We start from the raw sequence: 17,254 nt of genomic DNA on the forward strand, positions 1-17,254 counted from the left end.
CCGCCCCTCCGCCCCTCCGCCCCTCCGCCCCTCCGCCCCTCCGCCCCTCCGCCCCTCCGCCCCTCCGCCCCTCCGCCCCTCCGCCCCTCCGCCCCTGCGCCGCGCCGCCGCGCAGTGCGTCACCCCATCGGGGTCGCGCACGGTCTCGTGCGTCCTTTGCTCTGCACCCGCGGAGGCGACACTCACGGTCCGTAGCTGGTGCCTCCGCGGGTGCAGAGCAAAGGGGTGGACAACTGATCTCGACCCCCCGGACCACCGAGGGTTTGTGCCGCATTTCACCTGTTCAGTGGGCGGGCGTGAAAACCACGTCAAGAAAGGGTTCGCCCCCGTCATGGTCGCGTTATGACCCCTGCCGTTCGGCGGGTGGTGGGGCTTTGATTGCCCGGCGCGACCGGAAGGCGGTCGCGACGAACCTTTCCGGCTGAGGAGTCAGCGTGTCTGACGTGGTGTTCGTGGTCCTGACGGTGGTGCTGTTCGCAGTGCTCGCCCTGGTGGTCCGGGCGGTGGAGAAGCTGTGAACGCGGTAAACGCCGTCGGTCTGGTGCTCGCGGTCGTCCTGGGGGCGTTCCTGGTGTTCGCCCTGCTGTTTCCGGAGCGCTTCTGATGACCATGACAACAGCGGGCGTCATCTTCGTGTTGACGCTGGTGGCGGCCCTGGTCGCCGTATACAAGCCGTTCGGCGACTACATGTTCCGGGCGGTCTCCGGCACCAAGCAGTCCCGGGTCGAGCGGGGCATCTTCCGACTGGTCGGGGTCAACCCGGCAGCCGAGCAGACCTGGGGCGTGTACGCCCGCAGCGTGCTGGCGTTCTCCGCGGTCTCGATCCTGTTCCTGTACCTGTTCCAGCGGGTGCAGAACCACCTGTGGTTGTCGCTCGGGTTCGACCCGGTGGTGCCGCACGGCGCGTGGAACACGGCCGTGTCGTTCGTGACGAACACGAACTGGCAGTCGTACTCGGGTGAGTCGACGATGGGCCACCTGGTGCAGATGGCCGGTCTGGCCGTACAGAACTTCGTGTCGGCGGCGGTCGGCATCGCGGTGGCTGTCGCGTTGGTACGCGGCTTCGCCCGCAGCCGTACCGGGCAGCTCGGCAACTTCTGGGTCGACCTGACCCGGATCACGCTGCGGATCCTGCTGCCGATCGCGGTGCTCGGCGCCATCGCGTTGATGATCGGCGGGGCGGTGCAGAACCTGTCCGCCGGCACCGACGTGAGCACGCTGACCGGCGGCACCCAGACCATCACCGGTGGTCCGGTCGCCAGCCAGGAAGTGATCAAGGAGCTGGGCACCAACGGTGGCGGCTTCTACAACGTCAACAGCGCGCACCCGTTCGAGAACCCGACCACCTGGACGAACTGGCTGCAGATCTTCCTGATCTTCCTGATCCCGTTCAGCCTGCCCCGGGTCTTCGGCCGGATGGTCGGGCAGAACCGGCAGGGCTACGCCATCGCCGCGGTGATGGGCATCCTCGCGTTCCTCAGCGTCGCCATCACCAACATCTTCGAGCTGGCTGGCCACGGCACTGTGCCGCAGGCGGTCGGCGCAGCGATGGAGGGCAAGGAGGTCCGGTTCGACGTGTCGAACTCGGCCACCTTCGCCGCCGCCACCACGCTCACCTCGACCGGTGCGGTGAACTCGTTCCACGACTCGTTCACCTCGCTCGGCGGCATGATGACGATGGTCAACATGATGCTCGGCGAGGTTGCGCCGGGCGGCACCGGTTCGGGGCTCTACGGCCTGCTCATCCTCGCGGTGATCACGGTCTTCGTGGCCGGGCTGATGGTGGGTCGTACTCCCGAGTACCTGGGCAAGAAGATCGGGTCCCGCGAGATCAAGTTCGCCTCGCTCTACTTCCTGATCACGCCGATCCTGGTGCTCGTCGGTACGGCGGCGGCGTTCGGCACCGGCAACAACTCGACGGCGCTCAACGTCGGCCCGCACGGCCTCTCCGAGGTGCTGTACGCGTTCACCTCGGCCAGCAACAACAACGGCTCGGCGTTCGGCGGCATCACTGTCAACACCACCTGGTGGGACACCGCGCTCGGGTTGTGCATGCTGCTGGGCAGGTTCCTGCCGCTGATCTTCGTGCTCGCGTTGGCCGGCTCGCTGGCCCGCCAGGCACCCACCCCCGCGTCCGAGGGCACTCTGCCGACCCATCGACCGCTGTTCATCGGCATGGTCGTCGGCGTCACCGTGGTCCTCGTCGCGCTGACCTTCCTGCCCGCGCTCGCGCTCGGTCCGCTGGCAGAGGGGCTCTGACCATCATGAGGAACGAGGACATGTCCGTCACGTCCGCCCCAACAGAGCAACTCCCCGGTACGCCCGCCACCCAGGGCAACCGGATCGGTGGAGGGCTGCTCGACCCCAAGCAGTTGATCCGGTCCCTGCCGGACGCGGTACGCAAGCTGAACCCCGCCACGATGTGGCGCAACCCGGTGATGCTGATCGTGGAGGTCGGTGCGGCCTTCACCACCGTCCTGGCGGTGGCCGACCCGTCGGTGTTCGCCTGGGCGATCACCATCTGGCTCTGGCTGACGGTGGTCTTCGCCAACCTGGCCGAGGCGGTCGCCGAGGGTCGGGGCAAGGCCCAGGCCGCGACCCTGCGGCAGGCGAAGAAGGACACCATCGCCACCCGGCTGATCGACTGGAAGCCGGGCGCGCGGGCCAACACCTACCGCGACGAGGCGGTGCCGGCGCCGGACCTGCGTCAGGGCGACGTGGTGCTCGTCGAGGCGGGCGGCATCATCCCCGGTGACGGTGACATCGTCGAGGGCATCGCCAGCGTCGACGAGTCGGCCATCACCGGCGAGTCGGCCCCGGTCATCCGGGAGTCCGGCGGCGACCGCAGCGCGGTCACCGGTGGCACCAAGGTGCTCTCCGACCAGATCATCGTGAAGATCACCCAGAAGCCCGGGGAGAGCTTCATCGACCGGATGATCGCCCTGGTCGAGGGTGCCAACCGGCAGAAGACGCCGAACGAGATCGCGCTGAACATCCTGCTCGCCGCGCTCACTGTCATCTTCCTGCTGGCCGTCGTCACCCTCCAGCCGCTGGCCATCTTCTCCAAGGCGTACCAGGCGGCCGCTCCGGACAGCGGGGCGATCACCGGTTCCGGTGTCACCGGGGTCGTGCTGGTCTCGCTGCTGGTCTGCCTGATCCCCACCACCATCGGGGCGCTGCTCTCCGCCATCGGCATCGCCGGCATGGACCGCCTCGTCCAGCGCAACGTCCTGGCCATGAGCGGCCGGGCCGTCGAGGCGGCCGGCGACGTCAACACCCTGCTGCTGGACAAGACCGGCACCATCACGCTGGGCAACCGGCAGGCCGCCGAGTTCGTTCCGGTCGAGGGGGTCGACGCCGCGACGTTGGCCGACGCCGCGCAGATGTCCAGCCTGGCCGACGAGACCCCGGAGGGGCGCTCGGTGGTCGTCCTGGCGAAGAACGAGTTCGGGCTGCGCGAGCGCGAGCCCGGCGTGATGCCGCACGCCACCTTCGTACCGTTCACCGCGCAGACCCGGATGAGCGGCGTCGACCTCACCCCGGACGCCAGCGTGGACGCCGGCGCGGTGGGCACGGCCCGCCGGGTCCGCAAGGGCGCCGCGGCGGCGGTCATGAAGTGGGTACGGGAGAACGGCGGTCACCCGACCGAGCAGGTCGGCGAGATCGTGGACGCGATCAGCGGCACCGGCGGCACCCCGCTCGTGGTCGCCGAGCACGTCGACGGTGCGCCCGCCCGCGCGCTGGGCGTCATCCACCTCAAGGACGTCGTCAAGTCCGGCATGCGCGAACGGTTCGACGAGATGCGCCGGATGGGCATCCGCACCGTGATGATCACCGGCGACAACCCGCGTACCGCGAAGGCGATCGCCGACGAGGCCGGGGTGGACGACTTCCTGGCCGAGGCGACGCCGGAGGACAAGCTCGCGCTGATCAAGCGGGAGCAGGAGGGCGGTCGGCTGGTCGCGATGACCGGTGACGGCACCAACGACGCGCCGGCGCTCGCCCAGGCCGACGTCGGGGTGGCCATGAACACCGGCACGTCGGCCGCCAAGGAGGCCGGCAACATGGTCGACCTCGACTCCGACCCGACCAAGCTGATCGAGATCGTGGAGATCGGCAAGCAGTTGCTGATCACCCGTGGCGCGCTGACCACGTTCAGCATCTCGAACGACATCGCGAAGTACTTCGCGATCATCCCGGCCATGTTCGCCGGCCTCTACCCGAGCCTGGACGCGCTGAACATCATGCGGCTGGCCAGCCCGGAGTCGGCGATCCTGTCCGCTGTCATCTTCAACGCCCTGGTGATCATCGCGCTGATCCCGCTCGCCCTGCGGGGCGTGCGGTACCGGCCGGCCGCCGCGTCGAAGCTGCTCAGCCGCAACCTGCTGGTCTACGGGCTGGGCGGCATCATCGTGCCGTTCATCGGGATCAAAATCATCGACCTGCTCATCCAGTTTTTCCCGGGGATTTCGTGATGCGCCTACCCACCTGGATCGCCCAACACCTCGCCGCGCTGCGCGCCGTACTCGTCTTCACGGTGCTGCTCGGCCTGGTCTACCCGCTGGCCCTGGTAGCGCTCGGTCAGCTACCCGGCCTCAACCACAAGACCGACGGTTCGCTGATCTCCTCGGGCGGGACGGTTGTCGGCAGCGCGCTGATCGGCCAGTCCTTCACCGACGCGGACGGCAACCCGATCGCCCGGTACTTCCAGTCCCGCCCCTCCGCCGCTGGCGACGGCTACGACCCGACCTCCACCTCGGCCAGCAACCTGGGCCCGGAGAGCGTTGTCGACACCATCGCCACCGACCCGGAGGAATCCAGCGAGAGCCTGCTCACCCAGGTGTGTGGGCGCAGCAAGTCGGTCGGCGAACTCAACGGCGTCGACGGCCGGCGCCCGTACTGCACCGACGACGGGGTGGGCGCCGTGCTCGCGGTGTTCCGCGCCGACGGTCTGACTGGCCCGGTCACCCGGGTGGTCAGCGTCAACCAGGCAGCCCCGGCCACGCCGTTCGTCAGCGAGTACCAGGGCGTGACGGTGGAGCCGGCCCAGCCTGGCGAGGACTACGTGGCCGCCGGCGGGGTGGTCACCCCGATCCGGGGCGACGCGCCCGCCGACCCGGCGGTGCCGGCCGACGCGGTCACCGCCAGCGCCAGCGGCCTCGACCCGCAGATCAGCCCGGCGTACGCCGAGTTGCAGGTGAACCGGGTCGCGCGGGAGCGCGGCGCGGACCCGGCGGCGGTCCGCAAGCTGGTCAAGGAGCACACCGACGGGCGGGCGCTCGGCTTCATGGGTGAGCCCGGCGTGAACGTGCTGGAGCTCAACCTCGCGCTCGACAAGCAGTTCGCCGCACGCTGAGCACGCGCGCGGGGCGGGGCCGTGCCCACCGGGCGCGGCCCCGCCCGCCGATCTGACCAGGGAGGATGGTCCCCGTGCCACGCGGAGAACTGCGCATCTATCTGGGGGCCGCCCCCGGCGTCGGTAAGACGTACGCCATGTTGGAGGAGGCCCAGCGGCGGGCCACGCGCGGCACCGACGTGGTGATCGGTTTCGTGGAGACCCACGGCCGTCAACACACCGCCGCGATGCTCGGTGATCTGGAGCAGGTGCCCCGCCGGACCATCGACTACCGCGGCGCGGAGTTCACCGAGATGGACCTGGACGCGGTGCTGGCCCGCCGACCACAGATCGCCGTGGTCGACGAGTTGGCGCACAGCAACGTGCCCGGTTCCCGGCACGACAAGCGCTGGCAGGACGTCCAGGAGTTGCTCGACGCGGGGATCGACGTGCTGTCCACCGTCAACGTGCAGCACCTGGAGTCGGTGAACGACGTCGTCGCGCAGATCACCGGCACCACCCAGCGGGAGACCGTGCCGGACGAGATCGTCCGCGCCGCCGAGCAGGTCGAGCTTGTCGACATGACCCCGGAGGCGCTGCGCCGGCGGATGGCGCACGGCAACATCTACCGACCCGACAAGATCGACGCCGCGTTGGGCAACTACTTCCGGGTCGGCAACCTCACCGCGCTGCGCGAGCTGGCGCTGCTCTGGCTGGCCGACAAGGTCGACGAGCAGCTCGACCGCTACCGCAGCCAGCAGGGCATCGCTGCCACCTGGGAGGCCCGGGAACGGGTGGTGGTCGCGCTGACCGGCGGCCCGGAGGGCGAGACGCTGATCCGCCGCGCCGCCCGGGTCGCGGCCCGCAGCAAGGGCGCCGACCTGCTCGCCGTGCACGTGGCCCGCAGCGACGGCCTGGCCGGGGCCGACCCGGCCCAGTTGGCCCGGCAACGGGTGCTGGTGGAGAGCCTGGGCGGCACGTACCACCAGGTGCTCGGCACCGACGTGCCGGCCGCGCTGCTGGACTTCGCCCAGGGCGTGAACGCCACCCAGTTGGTGCTGGGGGCCAGCCGGCGGGGTCGCCTCGCGCAGGTCTTCGCAAGGGGTGTCGGGGTGACCACCACAGCGCTCTCCGGCTCGATCGACGTGCACCTGGTCACCCACAAACAGGCCGGCAAGGGCCGGAGGGCGGCGGCCGTGCCGGCCGCGCTGTCCCGACGCCGCCGGCTGCTCGGCTTCGGTCTGGCGGTGCTGGGCATGCCGCTGCTCACAGTGCTGCTGAAGACCCTGCCCGACCTGACGTTGACGAACGACATCCTGCTGTTCCTCGCCGGGGTGGTCGGGGTCGCGCTGGTCGGCGGGGTGTGGCCGGCCCTGGTCGCCGCGCTCGGCGGCTCGCTGCTGCTCAACTGGTTCTTCACCCCGCCCTTCCGCACGCTCACCATCGCCGAGGCGGACAACCTGCTCGCCCTGGCCGTCTTCGTCGGGGTGGCCCTGGCCGTGAGCTGGATCGTCGACGTGGCCGCCCGGCGTACCCGGGAGGCCGCGCGGGCCGCCGCCGACGCGCAGACCCTCGCCGCCGTCGCCGGTGGTGTGCTGCGCGGCGAACGTCCGCTGCCCGCCCTGCTCGATCAGCTCCGGGAGACCTTCGGGCTCCGCGCGGTGAGCGTGCTGGAGTTGGCCGAGGAGGCCAGCGGGCGACCGGAGCGGGCCCGCGAGGAGCACGCCTGGTGCGTGGTGGCGAGCGTCGGCGAGCAGCCGGCGTGCACACCCGACGCCGGCGAGACGGCGGTCCCGGTCGACGAGCGGATCACTGTCGTGCTCAGCGGCCGGCGGTTGGAGGCGGCCGACCGGCGCATCGTCGAGGCGTTCGCCGCCCAGGCCGCCGTCGCGCTGCGCCAGGAACGGCTCGCCGAGGAGGCCGCCACCGCCCGGCCCCTCGCCGCCGCCGACCGGATGCGCACCGCGCTGCTCGCGGCGGTCAGCCACGATCTGCGTACCCCACTGGCGTCCGCGAAGGCGGCCGTGACCAGCCTGCGCAGCCACGACATCGAGTTCGACGAGTCCGACCGCGAGGAGTTGCTGGAGACCGCCGAGGAGTCGCTGGACCGGCTCGCCCGGCTGGTCGGCAACCTGCTGGACATGAGCCGGCTCCAGGCGGGCGTGCTGGGCATCTCGGCGACAGCGATCGGCCTGGAGGACGCCGTACCCCTGGCGCTTGACGAACTTGGCCCGGTGGCCGCGACGGTTGGCACTGACATTCCGGCCGACCTGCCGGCCGCCACCGCCGACCCGGGCCTGCTGGAACGGGTGCTTGTCAACATCGTCGCCAACGCGCTGCGGTACAGCCCGCCCGGTCAGCCGCCCACGATCACCGCGAGCGCCCACGCCGGCCAGGTTGAGCTGCGGGTGATCGATCGGGGGCCGGGCATCCCGGAGGACCAGTGGGAGCACGTCTTCCTGCCGTTCCAACGTCTCGGCGACCGGGACAACCAGACGGGTGTCGGTCTCGGTCTTGCGCTGTCCCGGGGGTTGGCCGAGGCGATGGGTGGCAGCATCACCCCGGAGACCACGCCCGGCGGTGGGCTCACCATGGTGCTGCGGCTGCCCGCCGCGCCGACCAGCTCGGAGGGGCCGCAGGAATGACGCGCATCCTGGTCGTCGACGACGAACCGCAGATCCTGCGTGCCCTGCACATCAACCTGCGCGCCCGCCGGTACGACGTGGACGTGGCCGGCACCGGGGCCGCCGCGTTGAAGGCCGCCGCCAGCCACCCGCCCGACCTGGTGGTGCTGGACCTCGGCCTGCCCGACATCGACGGCGTGGAGGTGATCCGGGGCCTGCGCGGGTGGACCACAGTGCCGATCATCGTGCTCTCCGGTCGGGCCGGCAGCGAGGACAAGGTCGCCGCGCTGGACGCGGGCGCGGACGACTACGTCACCAAGCCGTTCGGGGTGGAGGAGCTGCTGGCCCGCATCCGCGCGGTGACCCGCCGTCTCGGCGGGCCCAGCGAGGCGGTGCCGGCCCTGCGGATCGGCCAGCACACAGTCGACCTGGCCGACCACAGCGTGCGGCGCGACGACGGCACCGAGGTCAAGCTGACCCCCACCCAGTGGAGCGTGCTGGAGAAGCTGCTGCGTCACCCCGGCAAGCTGGTCAGCCAACGTCAGCTCCTCCAGGACGTGTGGGGGCCGGAATACCAGAACGAGACCAACTACCTGCGGCAGTACCTGGCCCAGCTGCGGCGCAAGCTGGAGGACGACCCGGCCCGCCCTCGCCACCTCATCACCGAGCCGGGAATGGGTTACCGCTACCGGCCCTGAACCGTTGACACCCGCCTGAAGAGATTGAAGAATTTCGCTCGCAGCGGCAGCGGCGTGCTTCTGTAACCGTCCCCTCCACCGGTTACCCCTCGGGAGCCCGCCGTGTCCGTGCCTCTGCCCCTGTCCCGTCGTCGGCTGCTGGTCGCCGGCGGTGCCGGCCTCGTCCTGGCCGGTCTCACCGACCCGTTCCGGGCCGCCCCCGCCCGAGCCGCCGTCACCACCGCCGACCTTGTCGTCTACGGCGCCACCTCCGGCGGGCTGGCCGCCGCGATCACCATGCGCCGGCTCGGCCGCACCGCAGTGGTGGTGGAGCCCACCGGTCACGTCGGCGGGTTGAGCACCGCCGGGCTGGGCGCCACCGACACCGGCGTCCAGGCGTCCATCGGCGGGCTCGCCGCCGAGTTCTACCGCCGGGTGTACGTGAAGTACCACGGCGGAACCCTCACGTCGACGTCGCCGCTGCGGATGACCTTCGAACCGCACGTCGCCACCGCCGTCTTCGCCGAGATGCTGGCCGAGGCGGGCGTGCCGGTGGTCGTCGACGCCCGGCTGGCCGGCCTGGGCCGAACCGGGAACCGGATCACCGAGTTGCGTACCGAGGACGGGTCGATCTACCGGGGCGGGGTGTTCGTCGACGCCACCTACGAGGGCGATCTGCTGGCCATGGCCGGCGTCGGGTTCACCGTCGGGCGGGAGCCAAACGACACCTACGGCGAGACGATCAACGGGGTGCAGTCACGCAACACCCACCAGTTCGCCTACCCCGTCGACCCGTACGTGACGGCCGGCTCGCCCACCAGCGGGCTGCTGCCGGGCATCTCCGCCACCCCGCTCGCCCCGCAGGGCAGCGGCGACGACAGGATCCAGGCGTACTGCTTCCGGATGTGCCTGACCCAGGCGGCCAACCGGATCCCGTTCGGCAAGCCGTCCGGCTACGACCCCGTCCGGTACGAGCTGCTGCTGCGGCACATCCAGGCCGGCTACGCGGGACCGTACTTCACCACCCACTCGGTCGGTGGCGGGAAGACCGACTCCAACAACAACGGTGCCGTGTCGACCGACAACATCGGCTTCAACTACGCGTACCCGACGGCGAGCTGGGCGACGCGCGAGAGCATCATCGCGGAGCACCGCACGTACCAGCAGGGGTTGATGTGGTTCCTGGCCAATGACAGCCGACTGCCGGCGTCGGTTCGCGACTCGACGGCCCGGTGGGGGCTGCCGGTGGACGAGTTCACCGCCACGGGCGGCTGGCCGCCGCTGCTCTACATCCGCGAGGCCCGCCGGATGGTCTCCGCGTACGTGATGACCGAGGCCGACTGCCGGGGCCGGGTACGCGCCACCGACTCGGTGGGCCTGGCCAGCTACACGATGGACTCGCACAACTGTCAGCGGGTGGTCGTCGACGGCAAGGCGCGCAACGAGGGCGATGTGCAGATCGGTGTGCCGGCGCCGTACCCGGTGAGCTACCGCGCGATCGTGCCGCACGAGGCGCACTGCGCCAACCTGCTGGTGCCGGTCTGCCTCTCGGCGAGTCACATCGCCTACGGCTCGATCCGGATGGAACCCGTGTTCATGATCCTCGGGCAGGCCGCGGCCACCGCGGCGTCCCTGGCCCTCGCCGGGAACTTCGCCGTGCAGGCCGTCTCCGTGCCGGCCCTCCAGACCCGGCTGCGCCAGGACGGCGCGGTGCTGGAGTGGGGCTCCACCAGCGAGGTGATCCTGGACAACGCGTCGACCAGCGGGATCACCCGGGCCGGAACGTGGCTGCGCAGCACCAGCATCGGTGGTTACTACGGCGGGGACTACGAGCACGACGGCAACACCGCCAAGGGCGTCAACCGGCTGCGGTTTCGCCCGACGCTACCGGTCTCCGGGTCGTGGACGGTGCAGTTGCGCTGGACCGCTGACCCCAACCGGGCGAGCAACGTGCCGGTGGACATCGCGTACTCCGGAGGGCTGGTCACCCGGACCGTCGACCAGCGGCAGTCCGGGGGTCAGTGGGTGCCGCTGGGCACCTACCCGTTCACGGCGGGCACGGAGGGGAGCGTGTTGATCCGCACCGAGGACACCGACGGCCACGTGATCGCCGACGCGGTGCGCTTCGTCCGGGCCTGACCGCTCGAAACGGCGGCGGTCTCCGGGCGGGCAGCGGTCTCCGGGCGGGCGGCGGTCCTCGGGTCGAGCGGCGGTGCCACCAGCAGCGGGTCGACCTGGATCACCTCGATCCCGAGCGGGCGCAGCATGCCCCGCAGTGCCGACTCGCACAGCTCCTCCCAGAGCTGCTCCGCGCCCATGGCGGCGACCAGCAGCTCGGGTCTGGTGAAGGCGATGCCCACCCGTTGCCCCTGTGGGGAGCGGCCGGTCCGCACCGTCCGCACCAGCCGTCCCGGCAGGTCGCGCACCGGAACGGCGAAGATTATCGGGGCCTCGTCCATTGTCGGGTTGGTCCTTCCCGTTCGTGCCGCGGTTGCGGCGGTTGCGGTGGTCATCGGCTGAATCGTTCGAGGTCGTGGGCGAAGCGGCGGATCGTCGCGGCCCGTGCCCAGGACGGCGCGGGAACCGCGACGACCGGCACGGACGCGCGCGTCACGCAGTACCGGGTGACGTTCCCGCGCGACCTACCGAACCGGCCGCGATCCGGGCTGCCGACGACGAGCAGGTCGGACTCCCGATCCGCGTGGTCGACGAGCACCTGCCCGGCGTACCCCTGGGTCGCCACCAGCCGCACTGTCACGTCCCGGGGCAGGCCGCCGAGCGCCGCGTCGAAGACGCCGCGCAGGTAGACCAGGGCCGCCCTGTCGCACTCGTCCTGCCAGCGCCAGGTCAGGGTGCCGGGCCGCCACGTCGGCGCGAAGACCCAGGCGCGGACGGCGTCCAGTTGCGCTCCGTCGCGGCGGGCCAACTGCATCGCGCGCCTCAATGCCTGCATTCCGGCGAACGACCTGTCGACTCCGACCACGATCCGGTGGGGCTGGGTTGGGCGGCTCATGCGGCGGACACCACCCAGGCCGGGGCGTCGGTCGCGGTACGCGGGTCGGTCGGCGTGATCAGGTCGAGCGCGCGCAGGATGTAGTTGGCCTCGACCACCTCCACCCCGGCGCGCAGGCGCAGGTCGGCCACGGCGCGGTGCAGCACTGTGATGCTGCCGGCGGAGAGACGGACCACGGCGTCGACGTCGGCGGCGATCCACCACGCCGCGACCGCGCACGGCTCGTGCCGCAGGTACTCCACCAGGTGACTGCCCGGCGCGGATGGACCGAGCCGGACGCTCACCAGCGCCTCGTGCCGCCGCTCGGGCTCGCTCGCCCCGGTCACGGTCTCACCGGGGTCGCCGTCTGTGCCGGGTGGCGGTCCTCCGCGTTCCCAGCGTGTCATCCGCCAAGGACTCATGGACCCATCGTCACCACCGGGCGACGGCGGTGCGCCAGTCGATACGCCGTTTCGACGGGCCACCGCCAAATCTTGACGCCGCGTTCACGCGGTGCGCTTTCCGGTCAGTTGCCGGAGAACCCGACGCCCACCAACCGTTGCGAGACGGCCCAGAGGCGGGCGGCGTCGTCGATGCTCCGGGCGGAACGGTAGACGGTCAACTCGGTCGGCGCTCCGGTGAACTGACCCAGCCCGTCCGGGCCGTAGAACCGGCCGCCCTGCGCCTGCGGGCTGGTGGCCGCGTACAGGGCGGGGCGCAGCCCGGCCTCCACCGAGTGCACCAGGAAGCCCCAACGGGCCAGCCGACTCATCACCGTGTGGTGCAGCGAGGGCCGGCTGCGGCCCAGGTTGGGACCGGACGCGTACAGCAGCGTGTCGGCCAGCGCGGCCACCGAGTCCAGCGAAGCGAGGTCCAGCTGCCGGGTCGACACGACGGCGCCCGGTGCGGCGGCCCGTACGGCGTCCAGCGCGGCGGCGCCTTTGGCAGGGTTGCGGACCGGCAGCACCACCTCGGCGCCCTGGCTCGGGGAAGCTGCGGGCCGGGCGGACACGGGGAGTAGCGTTCCCGGCGGACCAAGATCGGCGTACGAGGAGGCACGGTGCAGACGACGACGGTGGACATCCCGACCAGCGACGGAGTGGCGGACGCGAGTCTGACCCGGCCGGACGGCGAGGGCCCGTTCCCCGCGGTGCTGCTCTTCATGGACGCCTTCGGGCCGCGCCCCCGCCTGGTCGAGATGGCCGAGCGGATCGCCGCCCGGGGCTACCTGGTGCTGACGCCCCACCTGTTCTACCGGGGCGGCCGGGCACCGCTCTTCGACCTGTCCCGCCTCGGTGAGGCCGACCAGCGCGGCGCGCTCTTCGCGAAGATCGCGCCGCTGGCCCAGGCGCTGACTCCCGAGGCGATCAGCCGGGACACCGCCGCGTATACCGACTTCCTGGCCGCCCGCGACGACGTCCGGCCGGGCCCGGTCGTCATCACCGGCTACTGCCTGGGCGGCACGAACGCGCTACGGGCCATCGAGGCGCACCCGGACCGCATCGCGGCCATCGCCAGCTTCCACGGCGGGCACCTCGTCACCGACGCGCCGGACAGCCCCCACCTGGGCGTTGCCTCGATCATCGGCGAGGTGTACTTCGGGCACGCCGACGCCGACCAGTCGGCGACACCCGAGCAGATCGCCACGCTGGAGAAGGCGCTCGACGCCGCCGGTGTGCGCTACCGCTCCGAGGTGTACGAGGGCGCGCACCACGGCTTCACCATGGCCGACACCCCGATGTTCGACGAGCAGGCCACCGAGCGGCACTGGGCCGCGTTGTTCGACCTCCTGGACCGCACCCTGCCCGTCAGCTGACGGGCGTGCCGGCCCGATCAGCGGCGCAGCAGCACCGGGCCGGCGTCGATGCGGGTGCGGAACAGCGCGTACGGCTTGCGCCGTAGGTCCTTGCCCCGCTGGTACTGCGGCTGCCGGTGCAGTTGGTTGGCGGTGACGTAGAGGTAGCCGTCGGTGGCCACCGACATGGTGTCCGGCCAGAGCAGCCGTGGGTCGTGCACCAGGGTCTCGTACTCGCCGTCGGGCAGTCGACGGAGCACCGCGTTGTGCTCGTACGAGGTGAGGTAGAGCCGCCCCGCGTCGTCGCTCTCCAACCCGTCCGAGGCGGTGCCCCGGTCGCCCTCGTCGGCCACTGTGGCGGCGACCGCCTCCTGGGTGACGCCCGGGTCGGCCAGCGCCTCGGTGGACACGCTGTGCAGGCGTCGGGACGCCAACGGGCAGTAGTAGAGCCGTTCGCCGTCGGCGGAGATGGCGATGCCGTCGGAACCCATGCTCACCGGCTTCGGCGGGCCGTCGGCCGGCCGTTCGAGGAACGGTCGGCCTTCCACCACCGGCCGGAACGACGTCAGCGGTTCGGCCTTTGTGGACGGGTGGTCGTGCAGCCGCCGCCAGGAGGCCCCGCTGGCCAGGTCCACCACGATGATCCCGTTCGGCCCGGAGTCCGCCGAGTCGGTGATGTACGCGACCCCCGCCTCGCCCCGCCGCAGGTCGAAGCGGACGTCGTTGAGGTAGGTCGTCGGCAGCGCCACGTCCGCCGGGAAGGTGATCACTTGGGCGACGGTGTCCGTGTCCAGGTCGATCCGGACCAGCTTGGGGCCGCCGGGCTTGGTGGGCTGGAACATCGGGCTGCCGGTGTCCAGCACCCAGAGCCGGTCGGCCGGGTCCACCACGATGCTCTGCACCGAGACGAACGCGCCCGCGTCGTCGTCGCCGGACGGGTCGTTCCAGGCCTGGTCGGGGTAGGGCACCTCCTGACCGTCGCGCAGCTCGACGACAGTGGCCGGCACCTCGTCGCCCCATTTCGGGAAGTTGACGAAGATCCGGCCGGAGTGCGAGACGCTCACCCCGGTCGGCATCGGGCCGGTGAAGGTGTGCACCAGCTCCAGCTCGCCCATCGGCTCGTCGCCGACCGGCCCGTTCATGACGTCCGCTCCACGGTGCTCATCGCCCGCCCCTTCCGACCCGCCGGATGTCCCGCTCCACCGCTGCTATTCCCGCCCGGACGTCCGGTATGCGTCGCCGGTCAGCGGAGCCGGAAGGGACAGCGGAGCCGGAAGGGACAGCGGAGCCGGAGGGCGGGCCGGTCCGGGTTCGGTCAGGCCACCGGCGCGGCGGCCCTGGCGGCGGGCAGGCCGGGGACGGGGACGTCCACCGCGAGTAGCGCTCCGTCTTCCGGGCCGGGCGTCTCCAGCCCCACCCGGGCGGTGCCGATGAAGAGTCGCCGCAGGTCGGGGCCGCCCAGGCAGATCCCGGCCGGCTGTTTCGCGGGCAGCCGGATCTCCTGCTCCAGGGTCCCGTCCGGGCGGTAGCGGCGGACCGCTGAACCGCCCCACAGCGCGATCCAGAGGTGACCGGCGGCGTCGACGGTCATGCCGTCCGGGCCGCCGTCCGCGGCGGGCAACCGGAGGAACGGCTCCCGCCCGTTCAGGGCCCCGGTCGCGGGGTCGACGGTGAACCGGTCGATCTCGCCGCGCGGCGTGTCGGCGAGGTACATGGTGGTGCCGGTGGCGTCGAACGCCGGTCCGTTCGGGATGGTCAGTCCGGTGACCGCGGGCACCGGTGCCGCGCCGGGGGTGAGCCGGAACAGCGTGCCCCCGCCGGGCGTCATCGCGTACGTCATGCTGCCGGCCCAGAAGTGGCCGTGCGGGTCGGCGACGGCGTCGTTCATCCGGGTGGGAACGGGTGCGTCAGCGACCAGGTCGGCGACCGGTCGGGGGTCACCGGTGGCGGGCAGCACTGTGAGACCGGTTCCGGCGGCGGCCAGCCAGTCACCGGGCCGGCCGGCCACCGGGGCTACCGCGCCGAGCGGGACGTCGAGACGGCGCACCTCCCGTAGGGCGGCGGGGGCGTCGCCGTCGGTTTCCAGCAGTCGTCCGGCCAGCAGATCGACGAGGATCAGGCGGTCGTCGACCCAGCGCAGCCCTTCGCCCAACTCCAACCGGTCGGTGCTCCAGACGGTCGGCTCGGTCAGCTCCATCTCGCTCCTCCAAACGATCTGCGGGGCGGCGGCGGGCGGTCCTGCCGATCAGCGGTGACCACCCACAGCCCGGTCAGCGGACCGTACCGCCCGGCTCGTGGTCCAGCAGCGCCAGCTCCGCCCGGTCGGGCAGGCCCTCCCAGTCGCCCCTGGTGGCGACCGCGAACGCGCCGGTGGTGACGGCCCGGTCCAGTCGGGCCGACGCGTCGACGCCGTCGAGCCAGCCGGAGAGCAAACCGGCGACGAAGGCGTCGCCCGCGCCGACGGTGTCCACCACCGGCACCGTCCGGGCTGGACGGTGCAGTGTGCCGACAGCGCTGTGGCTTGTCGCTCCATCGGCACCGTGCTTGACCACGACCTCGGTGACGCCGGCCGAGAGCAGCGCCGAGGCCGGGTCGGTCGCATCGGTGAGCACCGCCAACTCGTCGTCGGAGGCGATCACCAGGTCGATCGAGGGCAGCAGCGGGCGCAGCGCGGCGGCGGCGTCGGCCACCGACCAGAGCCGGCTGCGGTGGTTGACGTCGAGGCAGATCGTGCTGCCGGCGGCGCGGGCGCGCCGCACGGCCTCCACCACCGCCTGGTACGGCTCGACGCCGAGCGCGCAGGTGATGCCGGTGACGTGCAGCAGCCGGGGTGGCGGCCCGGGCGCGTCGAAGGCCCGGGCCACGTCGGCCGGGCCCAACCGCGAGCCGGCCGACCCGGCCCGATGGTAGGTGACCCGGAAGATGTCGGCGACACGGTTCTCGAAGAGGATCAGGCCGGTGGGGGCGGTCGTGTCGACCCGGGACCAGGTCAGGTCGACACCCTCGGCGCGCAGCGTACGGCGGACCAGCTCGCCGGGCTCGTCGGCACCGGTGACACCGACCCAGGCCGCCCGGTGGCCGAGCCGGGCCACGCCGATCGCCACGTTCGACTCGGACCCGGCGACGGAGATGCCGGCGGTGCCGCCGAGTCGCAGTGGGCCGGTGGTGCGGAACGCCGCCATCGTCTCGCCGAGCGTGAGCAGGTCGGTCATGGCCGGACCGCCGCGAGGAAGGCGGCGGCGCGCTCGCGCAGCGCCGTCGCGTCGCCGCCTCGGACGGCGTCGCCGAGCAGCGGGGAACCGACGCCGACGGCTGTCGCGCCCCGGTCGAGGTAGCGCCGAGCGCCGTCCGCGTCGACACCACCGACCGGCACGAACGCGGTACCGGGGAACGGGTCGCGCAGCGCGCCGAGGTAGTCGGGCCCGCCGAGCGACGCCGGGAAGAGCTTGATCGCGGTGGCCCCGCCGTCGATGGCCTGGACCACCTCGGTGGGGGTGAGGGCGCCGGCGAGCACCGGCAGCCCGAGCCGGCCGCCTTCGGCGAGGCTCGGTGCGATCGCCGGGGTGACCAGGAAACCCGCGCCGGCGTCGGCTGCGGCGCGCGCGTCCTCGGCGCTGAGCACGGTGCCGGCGCCCAGGGCGAAGTCGGGCCCGAGGGCGGTCCGGGCGCGACGGATGACGCCGAGCGCGTCGGCGCTGGTCATCGAGACCTCGACCAGAACCACGCCGCTCTCGGCCAGGGTGAGCACGGCGGTCAGCGCGGCGGCCGGGTCCGGGCCGCGCACGATCGCCAACAGCCGGTGGGTACGCAGCTCGTCGAGCAGGTTCATCA

Annotated in this window: 16 protein-coding genes; 8 read left to right on the forward strand and 8 right to left on the reverse strand. The window is 72.0% G+C overall.

The features are described from left to right. The first annotated feature begins 514 nt into the window (after positions 1-514). The 7 genes from kdpF to AB0B68_RS30080 all read left to right on the forward strand — a co-directional run bounded on the left by kdpF (position 515) and on the right by AB0B68_RS30080 (position 10,775). A complete protein-coding gene (kdpF, locus tag AB0B68_RS30050; RefSeq protein WP_036410889.1) occupies positions 515-604 on the forward strand; it encodes a K(+)-transporting ATPase subunit F in 90 nt (29 codons plus the stop codon). Beyond that, a complete protein-coding gene (kdpA, locus tag AB0B68_RS30055; RefSeq protein WP_357264251.1) occupies positions 604-2,259 on the forward strand; it encodes a potassium-transporting ATPase subunit KdpA in 1,656 nt (551 codons plus the stop codon). The genes kdpF and kdpA overlap by 1 nt, the downstream gene beginning before the upstream one ends. Positions 2,260-2,279: 20 nt before the next feature. Further along, a complete protein-coding gene (gene kdpB / locus AB0B68_RS30060) occupies positions 2,280-4,475 on the forward strand; it encodes a potassium-transporting ATPase subunit KdpB (protein WP_357264254.1) in 2,196 nt (731 codons plus the stop codon). Further along, on the forward strand, positions 4,475-5,356 hold the full coding sequence (locus AB0B68_RS30065; protein ID WP_357197417.1) for a potassium-transporting ATPase subunit C: 882 nt from the start codon (positions 4,475-4,477) through the stop codon (positions 5,354-5,356). Before kdpB ends, AB0B68_RS30065 begins: the two co-directional genes overlap by 1 nt. A gap of 74 nt (positions 5,357-5,430) precedes the next feature. After that, positions 5,431-7,980 (forward strand): DUF4118 domain-containing protein, encoded by a 2,550-nt coding sequence (locus AB0B68_RS30070; protein ID WP_357197414.1) that lies wholly within the window; start codon positions 5,431-5,433, stop codon positions 7,978-7,980. Next, positions 7,977-8,657, forward strand: a complete 681-nt coding sequence (locus AB0B68_RS30075) for a response regulator (protein WP_355005030.1) — start codon at positions 7,977-7,979, stop codon at positions 8,655-8,657. Before AB0B68_RS30070 ends, AB0B68_RS30075 begins: the two co-directional genes overlap by 4 nt. Before the next feature lie 102 nt (positions 8,658-8,759). Further along, positions 8,760-10,775 carry an FAD-dependent oxidoreductase gene (locus AB0B68_RS30080; RefSeq protein WP_357197410.1) on the forward strand — a complete coding sequence of 672 codons (2,016 nt, stop codon included), beginning with the start codon at positions 8,760-8,762 and terminating at the stop codon, positions 10,773-10,775. Here AB0B68_RS30080 and AB0B68_RS30085 read toward each other — a convergent pair. The 4 genes from AB0B68_RS30085 to AB0B68_RS30100 form a co-directional block, all read right to left on the reverse strand. After that, the gene (locus tag AB0B68_RS30085; RefSeq protein WP_357264257.1) at positions 10,676-11,149 is read right to left on the reverse strand and encodes an SAV_915 family protein; all 474 of its coding nucleotides are present in this window, start codon (positions 11,147-11,149) and stop codon (positions 10,676-10,678) included. The two genes, AB0B68_RS30080 and AB0B68_RS30085, sit on opposite strands and share 100 nt — an antisense overlap. Beyond that, positions 11,146-11,649 carry a universal stress protein gene (locus AB0B68_RS30090; protein WP_357197403.1) on the reverse strand — a complete coding sequence of 168 codons (504 nt, stop codon included), beginning with the start codon at positions 11,647-11,649 and terminating at the stop codon, positions 11,146-11,148. The genes AB0B68_RS30085 and AB0B68_RS30090 overlap by 4 nt, the downstream gene beginning before the upstream one ends. Then, positions 11,646-11,975, reverse strand: coding sequence for a hypothetical protein (locus tag AB0B68_RS30095; RefSeq protein WP_355005034.1), 330 nt, complete (start codon positions 11,973-11,975; stop codon positions 11,646-11,648). The genes AB0B68_RS30090 and AB0B68_RS30095 overlap by 4 nt, the downstream gene beginning before the upstream one ends. 179 nt (positions 11,976-12,154) lie before the next feature. Continuing rightward, complete coding sequence (locus AB0B68_RS30100; RefSeq protein WP_357264260.1) at positions 12,155-12,640, reverse strand: hypothetical protein; 486 nt, start codon at positions 12,638-12,640, stop codon at positions 12,155-12,157. A gap of 48 nt (positions 12,641-12,688) precedes the next feature. Between AB0B68_RS30100 and AB0B68_RS30105 the strand changes: the two genes are divergently transcribed. After that, positions 12,689-13,444 carry a dienelactone hydrolase family protein gene (locus tag AB0B68_RS30105; RefSeq protein WP_357264263.1) on the forward strand — a complete coding sequence of 252 codons (756 nt, stop codon included), beginning with the start codon at positions 12,689-12,691 and terminating at the stop codon, positions 13,442-13,444. A 17-nt stretch (positions 13,445-13,461) separates the two neighbouring features. On the opposite strand, the gene AB0B68_RS30110 is transcribed toward AB0B68_RS30105, so the two are convergent. The 4 genes from AB0B68_RS30110 to AB0B68_RS30125 form a co-directional block, all read right to left on the reverse strand. Beyond that, entirely contained in the window at positions 13,462-14,565 is a 1,104-nt protein-coding gene (locus AB0B68_RS30110; RefSeq protein ID WP_357264266.1) for an L-dopachrome tautomerase-related protein, read from the reverse strand. Positions 14,566-14,738: 173 nt separating this feature from the next. Beyond that, positions 14,739-15,620 (reverse strand): SMP-30/gluconolactonase/LRE family protein, encoded by an 882-nt coding sequence (locus AB0B68_RS30115; RefSeq protein ID WP_357197389.1) that lies wholly within the window; start codon positions 15,618-15,620, stop codon positions 14,739-14,741. A 73-nt stretch (positions 15,621-15,693) separates the two neighbouring features. Continuing rightward, positions 15,694-16,635: a sugar kinase gene (locus tag AB0B68_RS30120; RefSeq protein WP_357197386.1), complete on the reverse strand. Its 942-nt coding sequence runs from the start codon at positions 16,633-16,635 to the stop codon at positions 15,694-15,696. After that, positions 16,632-17,252 (reverse strand): bifunctional 4-hydroxy-2-oxoglutarate aldolase/2-dehydro-3-deoxy-phosphogluconate aldolase, encoded by a 621-nt coding sequence (locus tag AB0B68_RS30125; protein WP_357197383.1) that lies wholly within the window; start codon positions 17,250-17,252, stop codon positions 16,632-16,634. Before AB0B68_RS30125 ends, AB0B68_RS30120 begins: the two co-directional genes overlap by 4 nt. Between the last annotated feature and the right edge of the window lie 2 nt (positions 17,253-17,254).

The sequence above is a fragment of the Micromonospora sp. NPDC049049 genome (assembly GCF_040649115.1).
Lineage (GTDB): Bacteria > Actinomycetota > Actinomycetes > Mycobacteriales > Micromonosporaceae > Micromonospora.